General features: G+C 62.7%; 19 protein-coding genes. 14 read left to right on the forward strand and 5 right to left on the reverse strand.

Annotation, left to right across the window (positions count from 1 at the left end; translation table 11 throughout):
- The first annotated feature begins 87 nt into the window (after window positions 1-87).
- The 3 genes from recC to recD are packed head-to-tail and all read left to right on the forward strand — an operon-like array spanning window position 88 to window position 9613.
- Window positions 88-3672, forward strand: a complete 3585-nt coding sequence (recC, locus tag J2887_RS09320) for an exodeoxyribonuclease V subunit gamma (RefSeq protein WP_227175722.1) — start codon at window positions 88-90, stop codon at window positions 3670-3672.
- A complete protein-coding gene (gene recB / locus J2887_RS09325; RefSeq protein WP_227175723.1) occupies window positions 3669-7406 on the forward strand; it encodes an exodeoxyribonuclease V subunit beta in 3738 nt (1245 codons plus the stop codon). Before recC ends, recB begins: the two co-directional genes overlap by 4 nt.
- Window positions 7403-9613 (forward strand): exodeoxyribonuclease V subunit alpha, encoded by a 2211-nt coding sequence (recD, locus tag J2887_RS09330; RefSeq protein ID WP_227175724.1) that lies wholly within the window; start codon window positions 7403-7405, stop codon window positions 9611-9613. The genes recB and recD overlap by 4 nt, the downstream gene beginning before the upstream one ends.
- Here recD and J2887_RS09335 read toward each other — a convergent pair.
- Together J2887_RS09335 and J2887_RS09340 are read right to left on the reverse strand one after the other, a co-directional pair.
- Window positions 9564-10220, reverse strand: coding sequence for a transglutaminase-like cysteine peptidase (locus tag J2887_RS09335; protein ID WP_227175725.1), 657 nt, complete (start codon window positions 10218-10220; stop codon window positions 9564-9566). The two genes, recD and J2887_RS09335, sit on opposite strands and share 50 nt — an antisense overlap.
- Window positions 10221-10229: 9 nt before the next feature.
- Window positions 10230-10895 (reverse strand): type II secretion system protein N, encoded by a 666-nt coding sequence (locus J2887_RS09340; protein WP_227175726.1) that lies wholly within the window; start codon window positions 10893-10895, stop codon window positions 10230-10232.
- Between the two features lie 285 nt (window positions 10896-11180).
- Here J2887_RS09340 and gspE point away from each other — a divergent pair, with 285 nt between their 5' ends.
- The 11 genes from gspE (at window position 11181) to gorA (ending at window position 21225) form a co-directional block, all read left to right on the forward strand.
- Complete coding sequence (gene gspE, locus J2887_RS09345) at window positions 11181-12683, forward strand: type II secretion system ATPase GspE (protein ID WP_227175727.1); 1503 nt, start codon at window positions 11181-11183, stop codon at window positions 12681-12683.
- Window positions 12684-12689: 6 nt separating this feature from the next.
- Window positions 12690-13901 carry a type II secretion system inner membrane protein GspF gene (gene gspF, locus J2887_RS09350; RefSeq protein ID WP_227175728.1) on the forward strand — a complete coding sequence of 404 codons (1212 nt, stop codon included), beginning with the start codon at window positions 12690-12692 and terminating at the stop codon, window positions 13899-13901.
- Between the two features lie 68 nt (window positions 13902-13969).
- Window positions 13970-14422, forward strand: a complete 453-nt coding sequence (gene gspG, locus J2887_RS09355; RefSeq protein WP_227175729.1) for a type II secretion system major pseudopilin GspG — start codon at window positions 13970-13972, stop codon at window positions 14420-14422.
- An 18-nt stretch (window positions 14423-14440) separates the two neighbouring features.
- The gene (gene gspH, locus J2887_RS09360; RefSeq protein ID WP_416381904.1) at window positions 14441-15022 is read left to right on the forward strand and encodes a type II secretion system minor pseudopilin GspH; all 582 of its coding nucleotides are present in this window, start codon (window positions 14441-14443) and stop codon (window positions 15020-15022) included.
- Window positions 15022-15423, forward strand: a complete 402-nt coding sequence (gene gspI, locus J2887_RS09365; protein WP_227175731.1) for a type II secretion system minor pseudopilin GspI — start codon at window positions 15022-15024, stop codon at window positions 15421-15423. The genes gspH and gspI overlap by 1 nt, the downstream gene beginning before the upstream one ends.
- Complete coding sequence (gene gspJ, locus J2887_RS09370; protein WP_227175732.1) at window positions 15423-16193, forward strand: type II secretion system minor pseudopilin GspJ; 771 nt, start codon at window positions 15423-15425, stop codon at window positions 16191-16193. Before gspI ends, gspJ begins: the two co-directional genes overlap by 1 nt.
- The gene (gspK, locus tag J2887_RS09375) at window positions 16190-17188 is read left to right on the forward strand and encodes a type II secretion system minor pseudopilin GspK (RefSeq protein WP_227175733.1); all 999 of its coding nucleotides are present in this window, start codon (window positions 16190-16192) and stop codon (window positions 17186-17188) included. Before gspJ ends, gspK begins: the two co-directional genes overlap by 4 nt.
- Before the next feature lie 35 nt (window positions 17189-17223).
- Complete coding sequence (gene gspL, locus J2887_RS09380) at window positions 17224-18531, forward strand: type II secretion system protein GspL (protein ID WP_227175734.1); 1308 nt, start codon at window positions 17224-17226, stop codon at window positions 18529-18531.
- 3 nt (window positions 18532-18534) lie between these two features.
- Window positions 18535-19059: a type II secretion system protein GspM gene (gene gspM / locus J2887_RS09385; protein ID WP_227175735.1), complete on the forward strand. Its 525-nt coding sequence runs from the start codon at window positions 18535-18537 to the stop codon at window positions 19057-19059.
- 89 nt (window positions 19060-19148) lie between these two features.
- On the forward strand, window positions 19149-19814 hold the full coding sequence (locus J2887_RS09390) for a GNAT family N-acetyltransferase (protein WP_227175736.1): 666 nt from the start codon (window positions 19149-19151) through the stop codon (window positions 19812-19814).
- 46 nt (window positions 19815-19860) lie between these two features.
- Window positions 19861-21225 (forward strand): glutathione-disulfide reductase, encoded by a 1365-nt coding sequence (gene gorA, locus J2887_RS09395; RefSeq protein ID WP_227175737.1) that lies wholly within the window; start codon window positions 19861-19863, stop codon window positions 21223-21225.
- 7 nt (window positions 21226-21232) lie between these two features.
- Here gorA and J2887_RS09400 read toward each other — a convergent pair whose 3' ends face one another.
- The 3 genes from J2887_RS09400 to J2887_RS09410 form a co-directional block, all read right to left on the reverse strand.
- Window positions 21233-23182 (reverse strand): ATP-binding protein, encoded by a 1950-nt coding sequence (locus J2887_RS09400; protein ID WP_227175738.1) that lies wholly within the window; start codon window positions 23180-23182, stop codon window positions 21233-21235.
- Window positions 23179-24132, reverse strand: a complete 954-nt coding sequence (locus J2887_RS09405) for an ABC transporter substrate-binding protein (RefSeq protein WP_227175739.1) — start codon at window positions 24130-24132, stop codon at window positions 23179-23181. Before J2887_RS09405 ends, J2887_RS09400 begins: the two co-directional genes overlap by 4 nt.
- 95 nt (window positions 24133-24227) lie before the next feature.
- Window positions 24228-26336 carry a TonB-dependent receptor plug domain-containing protein gene (locus J2887_RS09410; RefSeq protein WP_227175740.1) on the reverse strand — a complete coding sequence of 703 codons (2109 nt, stop codon included), beginning with the start codon at window positions 26334-26336 and terminating at the stop codon, window positions 24228-24230.
- Between the last annotated feature and the right edge of the window lie 166 nt (window positions 26337-26502).

Here is a 26502-nt window from a genome sequence, read left to right on the forward strand (position 1 = left end):
GGGATTGTAAAGGTATTCTCAGGGGACACATTATCGAATCGCGACAACCCCACTGGCCTTTTGCGTCACCCTGCCACAGGTATCTCCATGCTCGAACCATCCCGTCCCGCCGCGCCGGACGTTCCCACAGGTTTTCAGGTGATCCATGCCAACCGCCTCGAAGACCTGCGGGCCCTGGTGGTGGAGGTGCTGCGACGTTACCCGTTGGCACCGTTGGCGCAGGAAGTGTTTCTGGTGCATTCCAATGGCATCGCCCAGTGGCTCAAGCTGGCGCTGGCACGGGACCCGGACGACCCGCAGCTGCCAGGGCTGGGAATTGCGGCGGCGATGGACTTTCTGCTGCCGTCGCGATTCCTGTGGCAGGTGTACCGTGCCGTGCTGGGGTCGGATGCGGTTGCCACCCGTTCGTTCTACGACAAGGACCAGCTCACCTGGCGACTGTTCCGGCTGTTGCCGGTGTTGAAAGACGAGCCGGTGTTCGCACCGCTGGGCCGTTTCCTGGCTGGAGCTGAGCCGGAGCGTCGGCGTTTCCAGCTGGCCGAGCGAGTGGCGGATCTGTTCGACCAGTACCAGGTCTACCGCGCCGACTGGCTGGACTTGTGGCGTCAGGGGCGCGACGAGATTCTGGTGCGGGGGCAGCAGGTGAGGGAACTGGCGGACGATCAGCGCTGGCAGCCGGAACTCTGGCGCCGTCTGATGGCTGACATTGCCGATCAGGCTGAGTTCAGCACTGGGCTGGATGTCAGTCGGGCGGACGTCCACACCCGTTTTCTGGCCGCCGCGGAGTCGCTGACCCCGGCCACCCGACCCGCCGGAGTGCCCGCGCGGCTGGTGGTGTTTGGTGTGTCCTCGTTGCCACAGCAGACCCTCGAGGTGCTCAGCCGTCTGGGGCAGTGCAGCCAGGTGCTGCTGTGCATCCACAATCCCTGCCAGTTCTACTGGGCCGACATCATCGAAGACCGCGAGCTGCTACGGGCCCGTCACCACCGGGGTCAGCTGCGCCAGGGGATGCCGGCGGAGATGGACGACCACAACCTGCACCTGCACGCCCACCCGCTGCTGGCGGCCTGGGGCAAACAGGGGCGGGATTACATCCGGCTGCTCGACGAGTACGACGACCAGACCGGTTACCGCCAGTGGTTTGATCGCATTGACCTGTTTGAAAGCCCCATCGACAGCGCCGGTAATACCCTGCTGGCACAGCTGCAGGACGATATCTTTCAGCTCCGCCCGGTCCATGAGGCCACCCGTTCGGTGACGCCAGAGCAGGCACAGGACGGTTCCATCGTGTTTCACTGCGCACACAGTCCCCAGCGGGAAGTGGAGGTGCTTCACGACCAGTTGCTGGCGGCCTTCAGTGCCGATCCCGGCCTGAACCCCCAGGATGTGTTGGTGATGGTGCCGGACATCGACGCCTACGCGCCCCACATCCAGGCCGTGTTTGGCCAGCTGCCCCAGGACGACGACCGCTTCGTACCGTTTACCATTTCTGACCAGGGTCAGCGCCACCAGCTGCCAGCGCTGATTGCCCTGGAGCAGCTGCTGTCGCTGCCGGAAGCCCGCCTCGGGGTGAGCGACATACTGGATCTTCTGGACGTGCCGGCCCTGCGCCACCGTTTTGGCCTGCAGGAATCGGACCTGCCCCAGCTGCATGCCTGGATTCGCGGCGCCAACATACGCTGGGGGCTGGATGGCGGCCAGCGACAGGCCCTGGACCTGCCTGCGGGTATGGATCACAACACCTGGAGTTTCGGCCTACGGCGCATGTTGCTGGGATACGCCGTCGGCGATGGCGAGGCCTGGCAGGGTATAGAGCCCTACGGCGAGGTGGGTGGCCTGGAGAGCCGCCTTGCGGGCCAGCTTGATGCCTTGCTGGCGCAGTTGGACGGGCTTTGGCATGCGTTGGCCGAGGCTCACACTCCGTCAGCCTGGGCGCACCTGCTGCACGATCTGCGGAGCCGGTTTTTTGAGGACCTGGAGGAAGAGGACGCCCTGGTATTCGGCCGTTTGGACCAGGTGGTGGAAGACTGGGTGACCGCCTGTGACGATGCCGGCCTGACGGAGACGCCATTGCCGTTGGCCATCGTCCGTGAGGTGTGGCTTGGCGGCCTCGAGCAGGGCGGTCTGAGCCAGCGCTTTCTGGCCGGCAAGGTCAATTTCGCCACCCTGATGCCGATGCGGGCGATCCCGTTCCGCCATATCTGCTTGCTGGGAATGAACGATGGCGATTACCCCCGCAGTCAGCCGCCGATGGATTTCGACCTGATGGCGGAGGACTACCGCCCCGGCGACCGGTCGCGGCGGGAGGACGACCGCTACCTGTTCCTGGAAGCCATGCTGTCGGCCCGCGAGCGGCTGTATCTGAGCTGGGTGGGCCGCAGTGTCAACGACAACAGCGAGCGGCCGCCGTCGGTCCTGCTGGCCCAGCTGCGGGACCATCTGGATGCCATCCGGGTGTTGCAGGATGATGAAGGCCATCCCCTTGACGGACCTGGTCTGAGTGCAAGGCTGACCACCGAGCATCCGTTACAGCCGTTCAGTCGCCGCTACTTTCCTGCCGGGGGTGATGACGAGGCTGGTCTGTTCACCTTTGCCAGGGAATGGCACCAGGCGCACGGCGAGGAAGGGCAGGCAGAACCGGTCGACGAGGTCCCCCCGGGCCTGCCTCAGGGGCTGCTGGATGACCCCATCGACCTGGCCACCCTGGGGCGATTCCTCAAGGCGCCGGTGGATGGCTTCTTTCGCCACCGGCTGGGGGTGAACTTCAGCGAACTGGCGGAGGCGCCGCCGGATGAGGAACCCTTCGTGTTGGATGGGCTTGGTAACTGGGCCCTGAGCAATGAGCTGATCCAGCAGGTGGTGGCTGAGCCCTTGCCACCGGACATGGCAGAGCCGGAGGTTGAAGCCTGGTTGGCCGCTAACTTGGAGGCCTGTATCGCCCGCCAGACCGCCCGTGGTGACTACCCGGCCGGTGGCGTGGGTGAGCTTCTGCGCCAGCGTATCCAGGCCGATCTGCCAGCCCTTCACCGGCGCTACCATCAGCAGCTGGCGGGGTTTCCTGACGACGTCGAGCTGCAACCTGTTGCCGAACACTACGTGCTGGAAACGCCGGATGGCGAGGTCACCGTGGCGCTGGAGGACTGGGTTCAGGGGTTGCGGGCCGCGGATGCTCACAGCTGGGCCCGGGTAGCGTTGTCCAGCTCCAACCTGACGGACCGTCGCAAGCGCTATCGCTGGCAGCATTTCCTGCAGCCCTGGGTGCAGCATCTGTCTGTGAATCAACTTGAAGATGTAATGGTAACAACATGTTTATTAAGTAAAGCTGGCGACATCAATCTGATGCCTATGGCGGCAAGTGAGGCCCGCGGCTATCTGCAGTCCCTGGTTCGGGCGTGGCTGGCGTCGTTGCAGGCGCCGTTGCCGGTGGCGCCAATGACCGCGTTTGCCTGGCTCACCGGGCAACAGAAATCCGATGACAAGGCGCTGGCGGATGCCCGGGCCGCCTACGAAGGCAGTTTCGGCCAGTCGGGGGAAGTGGAGCGCTCGCCAGCGTTGCAGCGCGCCTACCCGAGTTTTGAGGCCCTGCTGGCCGACGGTCAGTTCCAGGGCTGGACGGAGACCCTGTACCGTCCCCTATGGCAGGCCATCAAACAGCCGGAGGGCCGCACATGAGCACGGCTCCTGCCACTGCCAAGATCACCGCGCTGGACCCGCTGGCGTTGCCGCTGTCGGGCAGCCGGCTGATAGAGGCCAGCGCCGGTACAGGTAAAACCTTCACCATCGCTCTGTTGTACGTGCGGGCGGTGCTCGGCCACGGTGAAGGCCCTGCGGAAAGCCGTCCGCTGACGCCCCGGGAACTGCTGGTTGTGACCTTCACCGAGGCCGCCACCAAGGAACTGCGCGACCGGATTCGGGCCCGACTGGCGGAGGCTGCGGATGTATTTCGCCAGCCAGAGCAGGCAGAGCCGTCGGCCGATCCGCTGTATCAGCTCCGGGCCAGCTACCCCGATCCGGAGCGCTGGCCGGCTCTGGCGCGGCGGCTGCAACTGGCGGCGGAAGCGATGGATGAAGCGTCAGTGCACACCATCCATGGCTGGTGTAACCGCATGCTCAAGGAGCACGCCTTCGACAGTGGCGGTCTGTTTAACCAGAACCTGGAGACCGATCAGAGCGAGCTGCTGGCGGAGGTGGCCAGGGACTACTGGCGCAGCTTTGTGAACGCGTTGTCCGCCGAGTCTGCGGCCATGTGGCTGCAGGTGGTGCCGTCCCCCGATGACCTCGCCAACGAATTGCTGGGATTGCTGCCCCTTAGGGACCAATTGCCCGAAATTGAGGATGGGCCCCAGAGTCTGCTGGATCAGGAGGTGGCGGCCCGCCGTGAGGTGTTCGACGCCGTGCGTCCCGGACTGGAAGAGGTTTGTGACCGGTTCCTGGCGCTGCTGGAAGACGCAAAGAAAACCAAGGCCTTTAATGGCACCAAGCTGCGACTGGCCAACGTCGGCAAATGGCTGGACGAGCTCAAGGACTGGGCCGGGCAGGGCGAGCTGGTGCCGCCTGCGCTCACCGAGGCGGCCTGGAACCGGCTGACGCCGGACGGGCTGGCGGATGCCTGGAAGCAGGGCCCGGTGCCGGATGATCACGAACTGGTGCGCCGGATTGGCCGGCTGGCTGAGGTGCGGGAGCGGCCGATTCCGGCCCGGGCACTGCTGTTGCATGCGTGCCACTGGGTGGCCGGTCGTCTTGAGCGGGAAAAGCAGCGGCGGGCGGAGATGGGATTTGACGACCTGCTGCACCGGCTGGACCGGGCGCTGCAGGGTGAGGGCGGCGCACGGCTGGCCGAGACCATCCGGCGCCAGTTCCCGTTGGCGATGATTGACGAGTTCCAGGACACCGACCCGGTACAGTATCGCATTTTCGATGCCGTCTACCGGATTGCGGACAACCATCCGGAAACCGGATTCCTGATGATTGGTGACCCCAAGCAGGCGATCTATGCCTTCCGTGGCGCCGATATCTTCACTTACCTGCGGGCGCGGCAGGCGACGGCAGGGCGCCATGTCACCCTGCCCAGGAACTTCCGCTCCGCGGTGGCGATGGTGACGGCGGCCAATCGGGTTTTTGATTACGCCGAAGCCCAGCATCCCCGAGGCGCCTTCCTGTTCCGCCAGGGTGACAGCAATCCGGTCCCGTTCCTGCCGGTAACCGCCCGGGGGCGGGAAGAAGTCCTGGAAATTGACGGAAAACCTGCCCCGACAATGACGTTCTGGACACGAGACGGTGACGACAACAAGGGCGATGCCCTGGCCGAGACTGCTGAAGCCTGTGCCTCGGAAATGGTACGCCTGCTCAACCTGGGCCGCCAGGGCCGGGCGGGCTTTCGGTCCGAGAACGACGCCCTGATTCCCCTGTGTTCCTCGGACATGGCGGTGCTGGTCAATACCGGCCGTGAGGCCACTCTGGTGCGCGACGCCCTGGACGCTCGTGGGGTCAAGAGCGTCTACCTGTCGGATCGGGCGTCGGTGCTGGAAACGCCCCAGGCGCGTGACCTGCTTTACTGGCTGGAAGCCTGTGCCGAGCCGGAACGGGATGCACTGGTGCGGGCGGCCCTGGCCACCGCCACCCTGGATCTGCCGTGGGCCACCCTGGACCAGTTGCGCAACAACGAGCTGGCGTGGGAGGCGGAGATTGAACACTTTCGTGAGCTGCACCGGATCTGGCGTCGCCAGGGCGTATTGCCAATGCTGCGGCGTCTGTTGAGCCGGTTCGGTGTGCCGTCGCGATGGCTGGCCAGAGCGGAGGGCGAACGGGTGTTGACGGACGTGCTGCATCTGGCGGAACTGCTGCAGCAGGAAAGCCAGCAGGTGGATGGCGAGCAGTCGCTGATCCGCCGTTACAGAGAGATGCTGGCGGGCCACCAACGCCGGGCCGAGGCCTTGCAGGTACGGCTGGAGAGCGATGCCGATCTGGTACAGGTGGTGACCGTGCACAAATCCAAGGGGCTGGAATACCCGCTGGTGTTCCTGCCGTTTGCCACCGCCTGTCGGCCCGCCAAGGGCGATCGCCTGCCGCTGCAGTGGCACGATGACCAGGGCCGGCGCCAGTTGTCGTTCGATGTCGACGACGAGCTGTTGCAGCGGGTGGACCAGGAGCGTCTGGGGGAAGACATCCGCAAACTCTACGTCGCCCTGACCCGGGCTCGTCACGCCACCTGGGTCGGCGCGCCGGCATTGAAGGGCGAAGAGAATCGTTCTGCGCTGGCCTACCTGGCGGGGCAAGCGGCGGGCGGGGATCTGGCCGCCGCCTTAAACGCCATGGCCCGGGACTGCCCGGAGATGGCCGTGGGCGCACTGCCAGCCATCGCCAACGACCATTACCAACCACCGCCGCCATCGCCGCTGGGGCCGCCGCGACATCCCACCCGACTGGCGCGGGAAGACTGGTGGATTGCCTCCTATTCCGCCATCCGCTACCGCGCCGGTGAGCGCCCGGGTGATGACCGGTTGCCACCGCTGCCGGAATCGGAAACCCCCCAGGCCGAGCGCCTGCGCGAAGATGCCGAGCCGGAGAACCAGACGCTGCCGCCACCGATCCGACAGCCCCGGGCGGACACCGACCGGCTGCACGGATTCTATCGGGGGGCCGGCCCCGGCACCTTCCTCCACGGACTGCTGGAGTGGTGCGCCCGGGAAGGGTTTGCCAATGCCGTGGCTGATGATGAGGGCCGTCGCCAGATGATTGACCGCCGTTGTCAGGCCCGCGACTGGCAGGCCTGGGCCGAGCCCCTGGATCGCTGGCTGGTTGACCTGCTGCAATCGCCGTTGCCGGTCGCCGTGGACGGTGACGATGCCGAGGTGCGCTTGAGTGACCTGGGTACCGCGATTCCGGAAATGGAATTCTGGTTTGCCAGTGACGATGTGGATGCTGCCGTCCTGGATCAGACTGTGCGACAGCACACCTTGCTGGGCGTGGCCCAGAACATCCGCCAACAGCGTCCGGCAGCGGACCACCTGCGCCTCAATGGCATGCTGAAGGGCTTCATCGATCTGGTGTTTGAGCACAATGGTCGGTTCTACGTGGCGGACTACAAATCCAACGTTCTTGGTATTGGCGATGCCGCCTACACCCGGGAGGCGATGGCCCTGGCGGTTGCGGAAAAGCGTTATGACCTGCAGTACACCCTGTACCTGCTGGCGCTGCATCGGCTACTCCAGCTCCGGTTGCCGGATTACGATTACGATCGCCACATTGGTGGCGCGGTCTACCTGTTCCTGCGGGGGAACCGGTCTGACAGCCGCGGGGTGTTTACCGAGCGGCCACCACGGCTGCTGATCGAGTCGCTGGACCGGATGTTCCGCCCGGCCAGGCCCTGCACCGATGGCGTCATGCGACAGGAGAGCCTGCTATGAGCGAGCAACGGATCGACGCCCGGGCTGTCCTCGGCCAGACCGAATCCCTGATGGCGGTGCTCGAGCAGTGGGTGGCCCTGGGTTGGCTACGTCCGCTGGATTCAGCCCTGGCGCGCTTTCTTGATGATGAGGCCAGCGCCGCCGGTCAGCCGGCATCGCCCCTGCTGTTACTGGCGGCGGCCCTGACCTCGCACCAGTTGGGCCGTGGTCACGTCTGTCTGGATCTGGCCCTGATGGCCCGAGAGGGCTTCAACGATGCCCTGTCGCTGCCGCCGGAAGACGATGACAATCCCCACCGACACTGGCTGCCTTCCGAGCTGCTGGCCGGCATTGGCGACCGCGACTGGGCCCAGGCGCTGGATCATCCATTGCTGGTGTCGGTGGATGACCAGGCCGACGGCCAGCGACCGCTGGTGCACCATGGCAGCCGTCTGTACCTGAAACGCTATTGGGATTACGAGCAGGGGGTATTCCAGCAACTGGCCACCCGGCTTCGCCCGCTGGCGACGCTGGAGGACCCCAACGGCTCCGGCGCCAGAGTGCTGGCGCAGGCGCTTGCGGCGCTGTTCCCGGGTACAGCGGCGGCGGTGGACTGGCAGCGGGTGGCCTGTGGCAATGCCGCCCGCCAGGGCTTCAGTGTCATTACCGGCGGTCCCGGCACCGGCAAGACCACCACCGTCGTCAAACTGCTGGCGGCGCTGCAGGCCGTAGCCATTGCCGGCGCGGATGGCAACGCTGCCGGTCGCGCCCTGCGCATCCGGTTGGCGGCGCCAACAGGCAAGGCCGCCGCCCGGCTCAACGAATCCATTGCCGGTGCGGTGTCAGGTCTGGACCTGACGGGGCTGCCCGAGGGCGAGGCGGTGCGGGAGACGATTCCCTCCGAGGTGACGACGCTGCATCGGTTGTTGGGCAGCATTCCCGGTTCGCGCAAGTTCCGGCACCATCGCGACAACCCGCTGTTGGTGGATGTGCTGGTGGTGGATGAGGCCTCCATGGTGGATCTGGAAATGATGGCCCGCACCCTGGAGGCACTGCCTGCTGGCGGTCGCCTGATCCTGCTCGGCGACAAGGATCAGCTGGCGTCGGTGGATGCCGGGGCGGTGCTGGGCGAGCTGTGTCAGCGGGCTCGGCAGGCCCGCTACACCCCGGCGACCGTGGCCTGGCTGCAGGCGGTGACTGGGGATCGGGTAGATCACGCATTGGTGGATGACAGCGGTTGCCGGCTGGATCAGGCCATTACCCTGTTGCGGCACAGTTACCGCTTCGATGCTGCCAGTGGTATTGGCCAGCTGGCGCGGGTGGTGAATGACCCGGAGCCGGGCAGCCCCGCCATGGCTCAGGCCCGACGCATACTGGATGCCGGCTATGCCGACCTGGCGTGGGTGCCCCTGGGCCAGGACACTGACGAAAGGATGGCACGGCACTGCATCAATGGTGGTGCCGAGCAGTTTCCCAACGACGGCCAGGGGCGGCCACAGCGCGATCAGCCGATGCCGCCACCGGATGGCTACCGCTACTACCTGGAGGTCATGCGCGACCAACAGCCGGCGGCTGAGGCGGGAATCACCGCCTGGGATGATTGGGCTGCCGGCGTGTTGGCGGCGTATGGTCGGTTCCAGCTGCTGTGCGCGCTCCGGCGAGGCCCTTTCGGAGTAGAGGGGCTCAACCCGTTGATCGCCAATGGCCTGCGGCAGGCCGGGTTGATCCGCTCCGCGGAAGGCTGGTTCCCCGGCCGGCCGGTACTGGTCACCCGCAACGATTACAGCCTGGGGCTGATGAACGGGGATATCGGTATTGCCCTGGAACTGCCGGCACGGCAGTGGGTTGCGGGCGAGGAACGGGTCGATCCGGCTCACCTGGTCACCCGGGTGGCGTTTCCGGCGATGGATGGCGGCGTTCGCTGGGTGCTGCCAAGCCGTCTGCAGGAGGTGGAAACCGTGTTTGCGATGACGGTGCACAAGTCCCAGGGCTCGGAGTTTGAGCACACCTGCCTGGTGTTGCCCGACCGGCTCAACCCGGTATTGACCCGGGAGCTGGTCTACACCGGCATCACCCGGGCCCGCAGTTGGTTCAGCCTGTTGCTGCCGGATCAGCAGGTGCTGGCCGAGGCCCTTGAGCGCCGGGTAACCCGCACCTCCGGGTTGGGTGAGTGGCTGCTCAGCGCATCGCGTCTAACAGACGTTCGTTCAGGTCCTGCCAGCGACTGAGGCGGCCGGCGTCGCCGATGCGCTGGTTGTCGCCGCCCATACGGTTCAGCCAAAGGCCTTCACCGTTGAAGCTGTAGACCGGCTCCAGGTCGGGCCGCTGGGAAGCCGGCCGGATGTCGTTGATCAGGTTGTCGAGAATCATCGGATCGGCATCCGGGGTCGGGTACCAGGCCAGCACCATATGGGCCTGGTTCAGTTCAAGAGCCTTGACGTAGGTGATGCGGAGCTGGTCGTCTGGCACCCCCATGGATTTGAGGGTGAGGTACTTGGCGATGGAGAAGTCTTCACAGTCGCCGCCGTTGGTCGCCAGCATCTCGATGGGGGTGGCCCAGTAGTCCTCCTCGCCCCAGTGCTTGATGTCGTTGACGAAACGGACCCGGTTGAAGAAGGAGTTGACCAGCTTGAGCTGGCGCTCAACCGAGCCGGACTGGGCCATGTCCTGTAGTCCCTGCCAGGTTTCCAGGCGGCCCCGGGCCTCGTCGCCGAATTCCTGCTGGACGTATTCCAGCACCCGGTTGCTGACCTCGAAGGCCGCCACGCTGGAGACCAGGACAAGCACGGGGAGCAGGGCGGTACGACTGGCTGTTGGCCTGATCCCTGTCCCCATGGCGTGACCTCAGTTGCTGTTGTTGCGCAGCCGTTGGCGAAGTTCTTCCAGACGCTGGCGGATCTCTGTTCGCCGCTGCTCCGATGCTGCCGGCGTGGTCACCACCGGTGGAGATGATGATGGCCCACTGGCTGTAGGGTAGCTGCTTGTCGGTGCTGAGTCCTGGCTGTCGCCGTTGTCGGAGGCGGTAACGTCCAGGCCTTCACTCTCGGTCAGTTCGGGAAACTTGAGGTTCTCCAGCCGGCCGGAACGATCAATGATGACACGGTTGGGGTGTACCGATCGCAAGGTAACGTTGCCGGGCAGTTCGCTGCCCACCAGGTAAGCGTCGGTATCGCCGCTGGCGTCTTCGATCAGGGCGCTGCCGGGGAAGTCGCCGTCGGCTGCCATCACACCGCGAAGCACCAGGCGCAGATTGGTGTCAGGCAGGTTCTCCGTTTCCTGCTCCCGGGGCTGGGCGGCGGGATTGGCGCTGCCAAACAGCTCGATCTCTGCCACACTGATATCAGGAATCTGGCTGACCGGTTCGCTGGCGACCGGGGCGCCCGCCGCCGTGCTCAGCGGCTGTTGCTCCTGTTGCCAGGTTTGGTAGCCCTGCCAGCCGAGGGCGGCCACCATGGCAATGGCCAGTAGCAACGTCAGCAGAAGTGGCAGGCGGGATGAAAGAGCAGACATTGGTATCCTTATCCGGTTTGCGCATGGGTGGCCGTGGCCAACGGGTGAGCTGGTCTCCTTAAACAGCAATCCCGGGCATTGGCGTCCCGCTCCGTGCGGGCACTCAGTAGAGTGTGACAGACATGCCAGAGATTTAATCCCAGGGTCACCAATTCGCAGTATAGTGTATAGAGTTATTCAGCGGTTCCATAACCTGTGTTAGCCTTTCTGAATTAATTGAATCGAAAGGAAAACTTCCAGGGAGCCGTTGAATGGGGACGTTTTCTACAGGCAGCGAGGAACATCTTGAACACTGATCTTGCCGATCCGGTCCACGAGGAACCTTTGGGTCGTCTTCCCTTTGCCTTCGCCAAACGCAATGGCGTTATCCTGACACGGGACGATCAGGGCGCGCCGCTGATTCTGGTGCGACCGGATGCCGTCCACTCCGCGGTTGCCGAAGCCAACCGCATCAGCGGTGGTTCCGCCCGTTTTCAGCCCATCGAGTCGGATCGCTTCGATGCCGCCCTGAACGCCGCCTACCAGAACGATTCTGCCGAAGCCATGCAGATGGTGGAAGGCATCGGCGACGACATGGATCTGGCTTCGCTGGCCGATTCTGTGCCGGAAACGGAAGACCTGCTGGAGCAGGAAGACGACGCGCCGATCATCCGCCTGATCAATGCCATCCTTACCGAGGCGGTCAAGACCAACGCCTCGGACGTGCACATCGAGACCTATGAGAAACGGCTGGTGGTGCGTTTCCGGGTGGATGGCGTACTGCGGGAAGTGGTCCAGCCCAAGCGGGCCCTGGCGCCGCTGCTAGTCTCCCGGATCAAGGTCATGTCGAAAATGGACATTGCCGAGAAACGGGTGCCCCAGGATGGCCGTATCGCCCTGCGGGTCGCCGGCCGAGAGGTGGATCTGCGGGTGTCGACCATGCCATCGGCCAACGGCGAGCGGGTGGTTCTGCGTCTGCTCGACAAGCAGGCGGGCAACATCAAGCTGGAATCCCTGGGGATGGCAGCTGGCGACTTGCAGACCCTGCGAAAGCTCATTTACCGACCCTACGGCATCATGCTGGTGACTGGGCCGACCGGTTCCGGTAAATCCACCAGCCTGTATGCCTCGCTGCTGGAGATCAACGACCGTAGCCGCAACATTCTTACGGTGGAAGACCCCATCGAATACAACCTGCCCGGTATCGGCCAGACTCAGGTCAACCAGAAGGTGGACATGACCTTCGCTCGCGGCCTGCGGGCAATCCTCCGTCAGGACCCGGATGTGGTGATGATCGGTGAGATCCGTGACCTGGAAACCGCCGAGATCTCCGTGCAGGCCAGTTTGACCGGTCACATGGTGCTGTCGACGTTGCATACCAACACCGCCGTTGGCGCCATCACCCGGTTGATGGATATGGGCATTGAGCCGTTCCTGATTTCCTCAAGTCTGGTGGGCATTGTCGCCCAGCGCCTGGTGCGGGTGCTGTGTGACTGCAAAGAGCCCACGGTGGCCACCGCCGAGCATTGTGAGTTCATGCAGCAGGACCCGGCGAATCCGCCCACCATCTATCGGCCCAAAGGCTGCGAGCACTGCAATCAGTTGGGTTATCGGGGCCGGATTGGTATCTACGAGGTGGTGGAAGTCACCGAGGAAATCCGCGGCCTGATCCACAAGCGCGCCGGCGAACTCGACCTGGAGCGCGAAGCCCGCAGAAACAGCCCCAGTATTCATGCCGATGGTGTCGACAAGATTCTCCGCGGCGTGACCTCGGTGGAAGAGGTACTTCGTGTGACCCATCGGAGCTGATGACCCATGCCAGCATTCGATTACAAGGCACTCGACGCCCGTGGCAAGCAGAAACAGGGCGTGCTGGAGGCAGACAGTGCCCGCGCGGTACGTCAGCAACTGCGCGAAAAAGGCATGGCGCCGCTGGAGGTGTCACCGGCTACCGAGAAGCAGACCAAGAGCAACCCCCTGAGCAGCCGGGGTGGCCTCAGTGCGGCGGATCTGGCCCTGGTGACGCGACAGCTGGCAACACTGATCCAGTCTGGTATCCCTATTGAGCAGGCGCTGAACGCCGCTGCCCAACAATCCCAGAAACCGCGCCTGAAAAGCATGATGATCGCCATCCGCGCCAAGGTGATGGAGGGCTATTCTCTGGCGGACAGCCTGGGCGAGTTTCCCCGGGCGTTTCCGCGGCTGTACCGCTCCACCGTTGCTGCCGGCGAGCACGCGGGCCACCTGGATCTGGTGCTGAACCGGTTGGCGGATCACACTGAGAGCCGTCAGGAGGCCCGTCAGAAGATTCAGTTGGCGGCGATCTACCCGATCATCCTCAGTTTTGTCGCCATCGGCATCGTGGTGTTCCTGCTGACCTACGTGGTGCCGGACATCATTGAAGTGTTCCTTAAACAGGGCCAGGAACTGCCGGCACTGACCCAGGTGATGCTGACGGTGTCCGAGTTCCTGTCCAGTTATGGCCTGTTTCTGGGCGTGGCGTTGGCGTTGGCTTTCGTGGGGTTCCGGCTGGCGCTGCGCAAGCCGGCAACCCGGATGCGTTTTCACCGCTCGCTGCTGAACATGCCGTTGCTGTCTGGCATGGTGCGAGGGGTGAATACGGCTCAGTACGCCAGTACCCTGAGCATTCTCACCACCAGTGGCGTGCCGCTGGTGGAGGCCATGCGGATTGCCGGCGAGGTGCTGTCCAACGACTTTCTGCGACAGGAACTGCGCGGTGCTGCCCAGAAAGTCAGCGAGGGCGGCTCCCTGCACCGGTCGCTGGACCAGACCGGCTATTTTCCGCCGATGATGCTGCACATGATCGCCAGTGGTGAGGCCAGTGGTGAACTCGACAGCATGCTGGAGCGGACCGCACGAATGCAGGAAAACACCCTGCAGGCGAAGATCGCCGCCATTGTTGGCCTGTTTGAGCCAATGATGCTGCTGGTGATGGGGGTGGTGGTGTTGATCATTGTATTGGCCATCATGCTGCCCATCCTCAATATGAGTAATCTGGTGGGCTAGTCCCGTCATCATCGGGACTCCGGACCCTTCTGAAGAACCCATCAATCCGACCTAAAGAGACTTGGAAAATGAACACACAGGTAACAGCAAAAGGACACGCCCAGGCGGGTTTTACCCTCATCGAGATCATGGTGGTGATGGTTATCCTCGGGTTGCTGGTGGCCATCGTCGCGCCCAATATCATGGGTCGCAGTGACCAGGCCAAGGTCACCGTCGCCGAGACCCAGTTGAGCAATATTGCCAACGCGCTCGATCTCTACCGCCTCGACAATAGCCACTACCCGTCTACCCAGCAGGGGCTGGAAGCACTGGTGAGCAAGCCCACGGGTAACCCGGAGCCGAAGAACTGGAACCCGGATGGTTACCTCAAGAGCACCCCGGAAGACCCTTGGGGCAATGACTATCAGTACATCAGTCCGGGCGTCGAAGGCCCCTATGACCTGTTCTCCTACGGCTCCGACGGCCAGGAAGGTGGTGACGGCGATGCCGCTGATATCAGCGTCTGGGCCAGTAAAGACTAAGGTTCTGGATCGCCTGGCATGGTACGGACACTGCCTGGACAATCGGCCGAGCCATCTGGCGCGAAGCTGACGGTATCCCGCCCGGCGTGCGCTCGGGGCTTCACCATGATTGAAATACTGGTGGTGCTGGTGGTTGTCGGTCTGCTGGCAGCGCTGGCCATCGTGAATCTTGGTGGTGGCAGTCAGTTGCGGGAGCTGAAAAATGAGGTCCAGGAACTGTACCTGCTGATGCAGACCGCCAGCGAACAGGCGGTGCTGAGCAACCAGGAGCTGGGTTTGGTCATGGAAGAGGAGGGCTACCGCTTTGTCCTCTACGACGACCTTAATGGTGAGTGGGTCGGCCAGCCAGAGCGGCTGTTCCGCCCCCGGCAGTGGCCTGAATGGCTGGTGGCCACCCTGCAGGCGGAAGGCGATGCCCCCAGGCTTGCCAGTGACGAGGACAAACTGAGGCCCGACCTGGTGTTTTTCTCCAGCGGAGAAACCACCCCGTTCGAGGCCGAGTTCACCCTGGGGAGCGACACCGACCACCGTCACCGCATTGAGTCCGATGGCCTCAATGGCCTCGACTGGCGGGCACCGGGTGATGAGGACGAACTTTGATGGGACCGTCTCCACCCCAGTCCCGGCCGCGGGTATCCGGTTTCACCCTGATTGAAGTGCTGGTGGCGTTGCTGGTCTTTGCGCTGATTGGCACGGCAGCCTCCCAGGTTGGCAGTCAGTACATTTCCAGTTACGAAACCGTTCGCGACCGTACCCTGGCAACCTGGGTGGCGGACAACCGCATGAATGAGCTGCGCCTGGAAGAAAGCTTTCCCGAGGTGTCTGAAAACACCGACGAACTGGATTTTGGTCCCTATCGCTGGCAGGTGCTGACGGCGGTTAAGGGTACCGCTGAGCCGAGTATCCGTCGGGTTGACATAACGGTGTCCCGCTTCAACCAGATCGAGAACGATTTCCGCTCCGTGCATACCCTGTCCGGATTCCTCTGGGAGCCGCAGTAATGGCCATTGTGCAATCGCCACGGCCGCGTCAGCCCGGGCAGGGCGGCTTTACCCTGATGGAAGTGCTGATTGCGGTGTCGATCACGGCGGTGATCGGCCTTGGCATCTGGCAGGTGCTGTCCGGCGTCATTACCTCTCGTGATCGGGTGGATGCGGTGGCGGACGAGTTTGATGGTCTGCAGCGTGCCCTGCTGCTGATGGAGCGGGACATCACCCAGGCGGTCAATCGGACCAGTCGCAATATCTACGGCGACACTGAACCGGCGCTGACCAGCCGCAACGAGCAGTTTGATCTGATTCTGACCCGCCAGGGCTGGCGTAACCCGCTGGGTACCCGGCGCTCGGAGTTGCAGCGGGTGGCCTATGAATACACCGGTGAGGAGTTGCGGCGGCGATTCTGGCTGACGGTTGACCTGGGCCAGGAAGACAACAGCCGTGACCAGTTGCTGCTGGAACAGGTCAAACAGGCGGAATTCGAGTTTCTCGACAGCAATAACAACTGGGTTGAGTCCTGGCCAACCCAGGAGATGCTCAACAACGCCATGACATCGGGGATGGCGGCGCTGTCGCTGCCTCGCGCCATCCGCATTCGCCTGGAGCACGAGCGTTTTGGCGACATTGAACGGCTGTTTGTGCTGCCGGAGTTTGATCAGGTGGCGGTGCAGCGGTTTATCCGCGATAGCCAGTCCTTCGGCGATGATGACGACGGTGACGACGGCGACGACGACGGCCGGGGCGATGACGGTACAGCCGCCGAGGGGGCGCAATGAGCCTGAACCGTCGATCCCAGCGGGGCATGGCCCTGATCATGGTGCTGCTGGCGATGGCGTTGGTGGTGATGCTGGCGGCGGGCATGACCCAGAAACAGAGTGTGCGGGTGTATCGGGCGACCCATTACCTGGCCCAGAACCAGGGGTTCAGTATTGCCCTGGGGGCGGAAGAGTTCGCCAAGCAGATTCTGTACAGGGACTACGAGCAGGACAAGGAAGACAGCCTGTTGGTGGACTCGCCGGACGAGGTCTGGGCCAAGCATTCCGCGATTTTACCGGTGGACGATATTGGTCTGGTGGAAGTGCAGATCGATGACCTTGGCGGTCGTATCAACCTGAACGATCTGGTTGAGGGCGGTGAGCAGGTCAATGACCTCACCCGTAAGCGATTGGAGCGGCTGTTGCAGGTGCTGGATATCCGCAACGTATCGGTGGATGCCCTGGTGGACTGGATCGACAGCAACGATCAGACCGTCTCCGCCCGCGGTGCGGAAGACGGTCATTATCTGGTGGCAAGTCCATCGTATCGGGCGGCAAATCAGCCCTTTACCAATGTCAGCGAATTGCGGTTGATCGATGGCATGACCGAAGAGGACTACCGTAAACTCCGGCCCCATGTGACGGCGTTGCCGGTGAGCGGGTTGGGTATCAATGTCAATCTGGCAACGGCGCCGGTGCTGCAGTCGCTTGATGAGCGCCTGACGCAGGCCCAGGCGGAGGCTATTCTTGCCAGAGTGGAAGAAGAAAGGTTCGAGGACATCAAGAACTTCCTCGCCTTGGATGAATTTGCCGGGATGGGGCTGAAATCGGACGGTCTGGGCCTCACTACCCGTTTCTTCGACGTTGCGGCGCGGATCACTTACGATGACCGGGAAGTCAATCTGGTCAGCACACTCTATCGTGGCCCGGATGGCAGAATGCAGGTGGTTCGCCGTGACAGTGGCCAGAAAAACCGAATCACAAAAGAGCCGTTCACCGTACCGGACGGCGGATAACACACCGTGCAGCGGGATTAAGGACAACCAACACCATGAGCTATCGTCTTTACGTGCAGCCACTGTGGCCCACGGAAACGCCTGAGGGTGAACTGCCCGAGCGGGTGTTCCATTGGGCGCTGCTGGATGCCGGCGGTGAGATTCAGGCCCGCGGCCAGGGTGATCGCCGGGAGACCATTGAGCAGACCCTGTCTCAGAATGCCCTTGAGAACGTTAACATGGTCGGGGTGGTGCCGGGCGATGAGGTGTTGTTCTGCGTTGCCGACATTCCTGCCAAACAGGCCCGGTATATTCGCCAGGCCCTGCCATTCGCCGTGGAGGAACAACTGGCGCAGGATGTTGACTCGATGCATCTGGCGCTCGGCGAGAACTCGGAACGGGGGTATCAGGTTGCGGCCATTGACCGCCATGCCATGACCAACTGGCAGGCCCTGTTCCGCGGCTGGGCCCACACCCGACTTACGGCGATCTATGCCGATGCGGCCATGCTGCCGGTGGAGAATGAGGGCGGCTGGACCATCTGCCTGGATGGCGATCGCGCCATGGTGGCCAACAACAGCGGCGAGTGGCTGCGCATCCATGCGGCCAACCTGGCGATGTTTATCCAGACCCTGGCATTGCCGAGGGAGGACGAGGTGATCTCGGAGGTTGCCGTTACCCTGTACGGGTCGCCTGCGGACCTGGAGCAGCACCAGGCGCTGGAGGGCGCGGTGGCTTCACAGGGCGCCATCAGCCTGCGCCAGGAAGTGCTGGAGATCTCACCGATCGAGCTGTTGGCCCATGCCCATATCCGCCATCGCTGCCGGCCCATCAATCTTTGTGAAGGCGCCTTCTCCCTTAACGGCGGCAGCTCCGGGGCCCTCAAGCCCTGGCGCCCGCTGATTGCCGTGGCCTGCACCTGGTTTGTGCTGCAGGTGGGGCTGGAAGTGGGGCTGGGAATCTACAAGCAGCAGCAGGCTGATAAATTGCAGGACCAGGCGATGGCGGTCTATCGGGAGGCCTTCCCCCAGGATCGTCGGACCACCGCGAACAATGTCCGACGAGTGATTCAGGGGCAGCTGAGACAGCGGGATTCCCAGGGGCAGGCGCTGGATTTCCTGGCCCTGGTGAAACACGCCGGTCATCAGTACGCCACCTTGCCGGGACGGAGTCAGGTGTCTTTCAGTGCCATGAACTACACCGAATCCCGGGGTGAGCTGGTGGTGGATCTGCGGGCCGACAGCTTCGACAAGCTCAACGCGCTGCGCAGTGGACTGGTCCAGCGGGGCCTGGAGGCCGACATCGGTTCGGTGGTGAACGAAGCCAGCGGTGCCCGTGGCCGCCTGACGATTTCTGGAGGCTAAGTGGTGTTGCAGAAACTGAAACGAAACCCCGCCATCGGCAAGTTGGTGGCGCAGTACGACCAGCTGCCGAAGCGGGATCAGCAGGCGTTGCTGGTGATGAGTGTGGCAATCCTGCTGGCAGTACTGTATTTCGCCATCTGGCGACCGGCGGTCGGCTTTCACCAGCGGGCGGAGTCGTCCCGCGAGAATGCCGCGGAACTGCTGGCCTGGATGAATGCCAACCGCACGTCTATTCAGGCCCTGGCCGAGGGCGGCGGTGGCGGTACCACAGCATCGTCGATTACCGATGGGCGGGCGCTGATGTCTACGGTCACCCGCAGTGCCGGCGAGAGCGGGCTGTCGCTGAACCGATTTGAGCCCAGTGGCGATAGCGCTATCCGGGTGTGGCTGGAGAATGTGTCGTTTCAGAAAGTGGCGGCCTGGCTGGAGCAGTTGTCGGGCCAGCATGGCATTATTGTGGATCAGGCCTCATTCGACCGGGAAGACGCTCCCGGTATGGTCTCGGTACGTCTGACGTTGAAGATATAGTGGAGCCGATCGCAGGGCCTTGCGAATGCCAGGGCCTGTGAATACTCCGGGGGAGCAACGGATAATTACGGCGGTGAGGGGAGAGAGTGATGGCAACGGCCACTCAGGATAACAAGAACAACCCGCAACCGGTGGTAGTCAGGCTGGACGCAACGGCACTCAATGAGGCCAAGTCGATCCTGTTTCAGGCCTATCGCCATGAACCCACGTTCCAGTATCTGTTCGATCATCGTCGCCCGGGTTATGAACAACGGGTGCGGGCCACCGTACGTGAGCTGATCGGTCTTTATTTCGATCTGGACCAGGAAGCCATCGGCGTGATGGTCAATGAAACCTTGGTGGCGGTGGCGTTCATCGGTGAGCCGGAGTTGCGGCTGAATCTGGCCAATCAACTGAGCTGGCGACTGCGGATGGTGCTGACCACCGGTTTTGCCTGTACCCGCCGCTACCTGGATTACCATGACCGCATTCGCCAGTTGCTACCCCAACCTCAGGCCCATCAGTTGCCCCTGATGGGCGTGCATCCCAAATACCAGAACCGCGGCTACGGTCGGCTGCTGCTGGAAACCGTCCAGCGCCTGTGTGCCGATAACCCCCGTGGTAGCGGCTTGGTGCTGGATACCGGCAACAGCAAATATCTGCATTTCTACGAATCTGAAGGTTTCCGCAGTCTTGGCAAGATCCAGCTGGGGAACTTTGAGGATCACGTCCTGTATCGTGATGTGGATGGGCACTCTGCCGCTCACCCTGTTTGATCCCAATCACTGAACAGCGGTCCGCTTGCCGCTTTGAGGAGAGGTTGTGTCTGAGCTCCAGGAATTCGATCTGATCATCATTGGTGCCGGGTCCGGCGGTGTTCGCCTGGCTCGCATGTCGGCCCAGCGTGGCGCCCGGGTGGCGGTGGTGGAAGCCCGCTACCTTGGTGGCACCTGTGTGAACGTCGGCTGTGTTCCCAAGAAATTGTTTGTCTATGGCTCCCATGTCCATGAAGACCTGGAAGACGCCGCGGGTTATGGCTGGTCTGTCCCCTCCGATCAGGTCAGCTTCGACTGGCCGACCCTGGTGGCCAACAAAAATACGGAAATTGAGCGGCTCAATGGCATTTACGGTCGTATGCTCGATAACGCCGGCGTCACCGTTATCCAGGGGACCGCTTCCATGGTGGACGCCCACACGGTAGCGGTGGGGGATGACCGCTATCGCGCCAGACACATCACCATTGCCACTGGCAGCTGGCCGGTGGTGCCCGACATTCCCGGCAAGGAATGCATCCTCACCTCCAATGAGATGTTCTACCTGCCACAATTGCCGCGACAGGCGGTGGTCTGGGGTGGCGGTTACATCGCGGTTGAGTTTGCCGGCATTCTCGCCGGCCTGGGCGTGGAAACCACACTGCTGTACCGGGGCGAGCTGTTCCTGCGGGGGTTTGATGACGACGTCCGCAAGTTCACCGCCACCGAAATGCGCAAGAAAGGTATCCAGCTCAGGTTTGGTGCCACCATCGAGTCGGTGGAATCGGAAGGTGCCCATTACAACGTGCGCCTGTCCGACGGTTCGACCATGACCACCGGCCTGGTGATGGCGGCTACAGGGCGTCGGGCCCTGACCGATGGTCTGGGGCTGGAAGCGCTGGGGGTAGCGATGACGCCGTCTGGCCACATTGAGGTGGACGACCACTTCCAGACGTCAGTGCCAAGCATTACCGCCCTGGGCGACGTGATCGGCACCCCCCAGTTGACCCCGGTGGCCCTGGCCCAGGGGATGGTGCTGTCCCGCCGCTTGTTCGGTGACGGCGGTGGTGAGATGGACTATGCTGCTATTCCCACGGCGGTGTTCTGTCAGCCCAACATTGGTACCGTTGGTCTGACGGAAGCGGAAGCCCGCGAACAGGGCCAGGACGTGAAGATCTTCCGTTCAGAGTTTCGCCCGATGAAGCATACCCTGAGTGGCCGTGACGAACGCTGCCTGATGAAGCTGGTGGTGGATGCCGACAACGACGTGGTCCTCGGCGCCCACATGGTCGGGCCGGACGCCGGCGAGATCACCCAGGGCATCGCGGTAGCGATCAAGGCCGGGGCGACCAAGGCTCAATTCGATGCCACCATCGGCATTCACCCAACCTCGGCCGAAGAGTTCGTCACCATGCGCGAGCCAGTCGCTTCCTAGCAAATCCCTAGAACCGAATCCACCGGCTCAGTACTGTCCGCAGTTTGTCCTTGCGAACCGGTTTGGACAGGTAATCGTTCATTCCGGCCTCGCGGCAGGCGCTCTCGGTTCCTGGCAGGGCGTCTGCGGTCAGCGCAATGATTGGAATGGCGAGCTGACCGCTGTCCCTCTCCCAGTCACGAATGGTGCGGGTGGCTTCAAAGCCATCCATCACCGGCATGTGGCAATCCATCAGGATCACTTCGTAGTCGAACTGGGAGGAGCGTACCCGGTCCAGAGCATCCTTGCCGTTGCTGACGGCGTCAGTCTCAAAGCCCAGACGGGTCAACAGCGCCGTGGCAACCCGCTGGTTAACCGGGTTGTCTTCCACCACCAGGGCACGGGTACTGCGATTGGGTGAGCCAGGGTCCGCGGGCTTGGGTTCTGGCCGCCTGTCCTGATCGTCGGTGACCTCTTCACGGAGTTCAAATGGCACCTCGAAGGAAAATGACGAGCCGGTGCCCAGGTCAGTTTCTACCTTGACGTGCCCACCCATCAGTTCCACCAGCTTCTGCACCAGGGCCAGACCGATGCCGGTACCGCCGTGTGTGCGGCTGTGGGAATTGTCCAGCTGCTCAAAGGTCTTGAAGATCTCTTTCATGCGGTCGGTGGGGATGCCGGAGCCGGAATCCCGAACGGTGCATTGCAGCACCATGCACTGTTCCTCCAGGTAGTGCCATTCCGCAATGACGGTAATGGAGCCCTGGTCGGTGAACTTGATGGCGTTGTCCAACAAGCCGGCCAGTACCTGCCGAAGGCGGGGGGCGTCACCCTTGACCTGGGACCGCCCGGGCCAGTTACCGGTCAGTTGCAGGGACAGCTGCAGGCCTTGCTGCTCCGAGGCGTGGCGGTAGGTGGCCACGCAGTTTTCGATCACTTGGCGGAGGTCAAAATCGTGATAGTCCAGGGCCAGTTTGCCCCGATCCATTCGCGAGATATCGAGGATGTCACTGATGATGGTCAGCAGGTCTTCGGTGGCATGGCGAGCGGTGCCAAGATAGTCCTGTTGCCGTGGGTTGAGTTCGTCCTCGGCAATCAGTTCAATCATCCCCAGTACGCCATTGAGGGGCGTCCGCAGCTCGTGGCTCATGGTGGCCAGGAACTCGGACTTGGCCCGGTTGGCGCTTTCGGCCCGTTCCCGTGCCGTTTCCGAGACTTCCAGGGTCTGGTCCCGGGAAGCCTTGAGTGATGCCATATGGCGAGCCAGGGCGTTGAGGTTCTGCTCCAGTTCCAGCACATCGCTGGTCTGGTTGGCGCGATCCACCGGGGCTTCCCGGTAGTCTCCGGTCATCAGTGTGTTGATGCGTTCGGCCATCAGGTGAATCGGGTGCACCAGGCTGTGCAGGGTGCGTCTGACCAGTAACAGCGTAAAGGCGAGCAGTGACAGGCCGACAATCACCGAGGACCATACGATGTCCTTCTGGCGGGCGACCAGAGCCTGCTCGGAGACGCCGACCTCCACGGTGCCCAGGCGGATCACTCCGGAGGTGAAGCCGTAGACGGGTTCAAACCAGTCGGCGTCGTCGTCTTCCTTCATGTCGAGGGGGCGCTGGAGAATGTCGGCAGTGAACACGTCGTTGGTGGCGCCGACACCCTCTGCCGGCGAGTCACCAACCTCGCCGACCACCCGGTCGGTTACGTCGGTCACCCGAATCCATTTGACGTGGCTGCGTTTGAACGTCTGGGTGAGGATCTGCTCCAGCAGCTGGGTGTTGCCGGACACCACCGCGTACTCTACTGCCGGCGCCAGATTGTCCGCGAGGATTTGGCTGCTGTTGTAAAGCTCCTTGCGGGCATCATCCAGCCGTGCCGACGTGAAAAACACCAACAGTACCAGGAACATCACCAGGGCCGGCATGACGCCAAGCACCATCAGCCGGTGGGTCAGGGATTTTGGGGTGCCTTTGCGGAAATTCATGGATTGTCGCTCCCTGCGTCGTTCTGCAACAGAGCGTTGATTCCCTGCGCCAGTTCATCGGTGTCCGGTACCGGTATGTTCAAAGAGCGGGCCACTTGGCGGTTGACGTCGATCTCGAACCGTTCGGGGTGCCCCGGTGGTGCCAGGGAACCGTCGTCCAGAAACTGCCGCACCCGCTCTGCGGCGATCGCGGTGACGGTCTCCAGTGAGGTGTAGCTGGACGCCAGAACCCCGGCACGGACAAAGGCCCGTCCTGGGCCGATGACGATCCGGTTGCGACGGTACGCCGTCAACAGGATGTGTTTGATGGTGCGGGCGTTATAGATTGCCGAGTCTGGCACCGCCAGCAGAAAATCACCGAACGACAGCGCACGGGCGAGAGTGGCGATCAGGGCGTCTTCGCCCTGCACCGGGAACACCCGGGCTTCCAGCTCGAAACGCGCCAGTTCTTCCAGCAACGGATCGTAGCGTGCCTCTTCGCCGGCCTGAACCAGCAGGGCCACCTGGTTGCCCTGGGGCAGGATCAGCTTACCTAGCAGTGCCTGGCGGATCAGGGGCGGGTTGTGATAGATCGCCGACAGGGTGGTGTGTTCACGCCCCAGATAAGCCGCGACTTGGTTCTCATCCACCATCAGGGCCAGAGTGGCAGGCCGTGGCGACTGTTGCTGGACCTGGGACAGGGCATTGCTGCCCAGAGCGACCACCAGCAGATCGGGGTGGGACAGGCTGAACGCTTCTGTGTAGGTGCGCACCTTGACCCGGCTGCCCAACTGGTTCTGCAGCAGGTCCATGAACCGGAGGTTGAAGGCGGTGTTGTCGGAACCTGCGACCAGAACCGTACGGAAGAACTGCGCTGACGGCTCTGGCGCCTGGGCCCGTGCGGCTGACGACAACCCCAGCACGCTGGCCACCAGCAGAAGACAGAACAGCGTAACCAGCCTGCCTGTCACGGCAGAAAACCATCCCGGTATTTGGTTGTTGCTATTACTCATCACCTACCCTGGTAAACTGCCTGCCCCAATCCGGCTGCCGGCATGAATACAACCTAGAATCGCACTCCGGCTTCCACAAACACCTGATGATCGTTACTCAGAATGTTGTTTCGGCTCAGTGGGGGAATGCCGTGCAGATAGTGCTGAAAAATCACGGCTACATCGTAGTTGATTCTAGGGGTATATACGTTTTTTACCAGACGCAGATCGACTCGCTGGAAGTCGCCCCGGCGTAACTGGTCTGCCATGTAGAACGCCAGCGCCGAGGAGATGTCGAAACCAAAACGCTGTACCCAGACAAAACTGCCGGAGTGTTCGGCGGTCAGTCGGCTTTCCAGATCAATGAAACGCTGGGCATCACTGGCGACAACCGGCCCGCCGGTGTACTCACCGTCCTGATCCATGTAGGCGTACGTCAGGCGGAACTGGGTGTCCGGGTACTCCAGTGAGGCTTCCAGCTCAACCCCTTGCTGATCCAGCGCCACGTTGTTGGCGAGGTTCCAGTCATCCACGCTGATGTCGCCGCTGATGATGTCCCGAAGGTGGTCGTAGAAGTACTTGATCTCGGTGGACAGCAGCCCGCCGCCAGCACGGAACTGGCCAAAGTAGCTGATCTCCCGGGAAATAATTCGCTCTTCCCGTAAGGTGCCGGAAGCCTGCAGCTGAGGGCCAACCCGGGTCCCCTCGAGGGCCGAGGCAGCATCGGGGGTGACGTGGCTGACCCGGTAGCCCCAGTCGGCATCCTGTTCGAACGCATCGGGTGAACGCACCGCCTTGGAGTAGACGAACCGCAGGGTCTGGTCGTCTGCCAGCTGGAAGTTGGCGGCAATCCGGGGGGAGAACACGTCATCTTCCAGGGTGGTGGAATCTTCCCAGTTGCCCCCGACGTTGAAGGTCAGCCAGTTGACCGGGGTGTATTCAATGTTGGCGAACACCCGCGACTGGTAGTTGGCACCTTCGCCGTTGAAGTAGGTGTCGGAGTCGAAACTGTCCTTGCGGTAGCCCAGGCCGGACACCATGCGCAGGTCCGGCGACAGCATCAGGGTATCCTGCAGCTCGAACTCCTGGCGCGATTCAAAGATGTCCTGATTGACGTCGGCGCAGAAACCGGCGCCAGGGGGACAGGCGCGCCAGCGCTGCCGGCGGTTGTAGTCCTGGTAGCTGGCCTGGATATGAAGGAAATGACGATCCGACTGAATATAGTTCCAGCGCGCCTGCAGGTAATAGTCGCGGACATCAATGTCCGGGTGCTGTTGGGCGCCGAATTCATCGCCGATGCGGCGGATGTCTTCCTCATCCTCGCCGTCGGTGGCTCCGGCACGCAGCTCCAGAGAGTGGCGGGCGCTCAACGAGGCGTGGGCGTCGTAGTTGAAGAAGTCCAGGTTGTAGCCATCATGGAACGGCACGACCCGCAGGCTGTCATTGTCGATCTGGCTATCGTAGCCATCCTCTTCCGCTCGCTGATAGGACAGGCGCCAATTGTAGCGGTCGCTGCTATGGCCTACCGAGCCGAAGACCTTGCGGTGGCCGCGACTGCCGTAGCTGGTGCGGATATTGACGCCCTGGGTGTCTTCCGGAGAGCGGGTAATGATGTTGATGGTGCCCAGGAAGGCGTTGATGCCGTACGCGGCGGCATTGGGGCCGCGGCTGATCTCGATCCGTTCAATGTTCTCCAATGCCACCGGCATGGTGTTCCAGTCGACCCCGGCCAGGTTGGGCTGGTAGGCGGTCCGGCCATCGATCTGTACCTGCAGGCGGCGCTGATCGTAAGCGACGGTCCCGTGGTAACTGGCAACCGGGCTGTTGCTGCCGACATGGCCCATGGTCATGCCGGGCACCAGCCGGAATACTTCCACCAGATTGAGGATGCCCAGATCGCGAATCAGCTCTCCCTGAATGATGGTGGTGGTGCCCGGAACCCGTGACTTGGGCTGGCGCAGTTTGGTGGTGGTAAGCACCTGGGGCACGGGTTCTTCCAGCAGAAAACCATAGTCGGGCTGGAAGGTATCGGAGACGTCCAGTGCGGCGACTATTCGTTCCGGTGGCAGGGCGCTGTCCTGGGCTCTCTCATCCACCGCATGGGCGGGGTAGGGGAGGGCGGTGATGACCAGGCCAGCGATCAGGCCAGGTTGTTTTCGGGCGGTGCTTGTAAGGGATATCATAGGCGTTCTTTTTTTAACCGCAGTTTTACAGGGCATCTGAGGGACAGTCTGAACCGGGCAGCGAATGTCCGACGGATGAATCGGGAGCTTACTGGGTGTTATTCTGTGACGCTGTTATAACTGGTTGATGAACAATGCCTGGAACCGGCACGTCATGCTCTGATCG

The sequence above is a fragment of the Marinobacter sp. CA1 genome (assembly GCF_020546665.1).
GTDB lineage: Bacteria > Pseudomonadota > Gammaproteobacteria > Pseudomonadales > Oleiphilaceae > Marinobacter > Marinobacter xestospongiae.

What these genes read in the sequence shown, in the direction of transcription:
- recC (WP_227175722.1), top strand. Translation starts at nt 88, where the DNA reads ATGCTCGAACCATCCCGTCCCGCCGCGCCGGACGTTCCCACAGGTTTT.
- recB (WP_227175723.1), top strand. Translation starts at nt 3,669, where the DNA reads ATGAGCACGGCTCCTGCCACTGCCAAGATCACCGCGCTGGACCCGCTG.
- recD (WP_227175724.1), top strand. Translation starts at nt 7,403, where the DNA reads ATGAGCGAGCAACGGATCGACGCCCGGGCTGTCCTCGGCCAGACCGAA.
- J2887_RS09335 (WP_227175725.1), bottom strand. Translation starts at nt 10,220, where the DNA reads ATGGGGACAGGGATCAGGCCAACAGCCAGTCGTACCGCCCTGCTCCCC.
- J2887_RS09340 (WP_227175726.1), bottom strand. Translation starts at nt 10,895, where the DNA reads ATGTCTGCTCTTTCATCCCGCCTGCCACTTCTGCTGACGTTGCTACTG.
- gspF (WP_227175728.1), top strand. Translation starts at nt 12,690, where the DNA reads ATGCCAGCATTCGATTACAAGGCACTCGACGCCCGTGGCAAGCAGAAA.
- gspG (WP_227175729.1), top strand. Translation starts at nt 13,970, where the DNA reads ATGAACACACAGGTAACAGCAAAAGGACACGCCCAGGCGGGTTTTACC.
- gspH (WP_416381904.1), top strand. Translation starts at nt 14,441, where the DNA reads ATGGTACGGACACTGCCTGGACAATCGGCCGAGCCATCTGGCGCGAAG.
- gspI (WP_227175731.1), top strand. Translation starts at nt 15,022, where the DNA reads ATGGGACCGTCTCCACCCCAGTCCCGGCCGCGGGTATCCGGTTTCACC.
- gspJ (WP_227175732.1), top strand. Translation starts at nt 15,423, where the DNA reads ATGGCCATTGTGCAATCGCCACGGCCGCGTCAGCCCGGGCAGGGCGGC.
- gspK (WP_227175733.1), top strand. Translation starts at nt 16,190, where the DNA reads ATGAGCCTGAACCGTCGATCCCAGCGGGGCATGGCCCTGATCATGGTG.
- gspL (WP_227175734.1), top strand. Translation starts at nt 17,224, where the DNA reads ATGAGCTATCGTCTTTACGTGCAGCCACTGTGGCCCACGGAAACGCCT.
- J2887_RS09390 (WP_227175736.1), top strand. Translation starts at nt 19,149, where the DNA reads ATGGCAACGGCCACTCAGGATAACAAGAACAACCCGCAACCGGTGGTA.
- J2887_RS09400 (WP_227175738.1), bottom strand. Translation starts at nt 23,182, where the DNA reads ATGAATTTCCGCAAAGGCACCCCAAAATCCCTGACCCACCGGCTGATG.
- J2887_RS09410 (WP_227175740.1), bottom strand. Translation starts at nt 26,336, where the DNA reads ATGATATCCCTTACAAGCACCGCCCGAAAACAACCTGGCCTGATCGCT.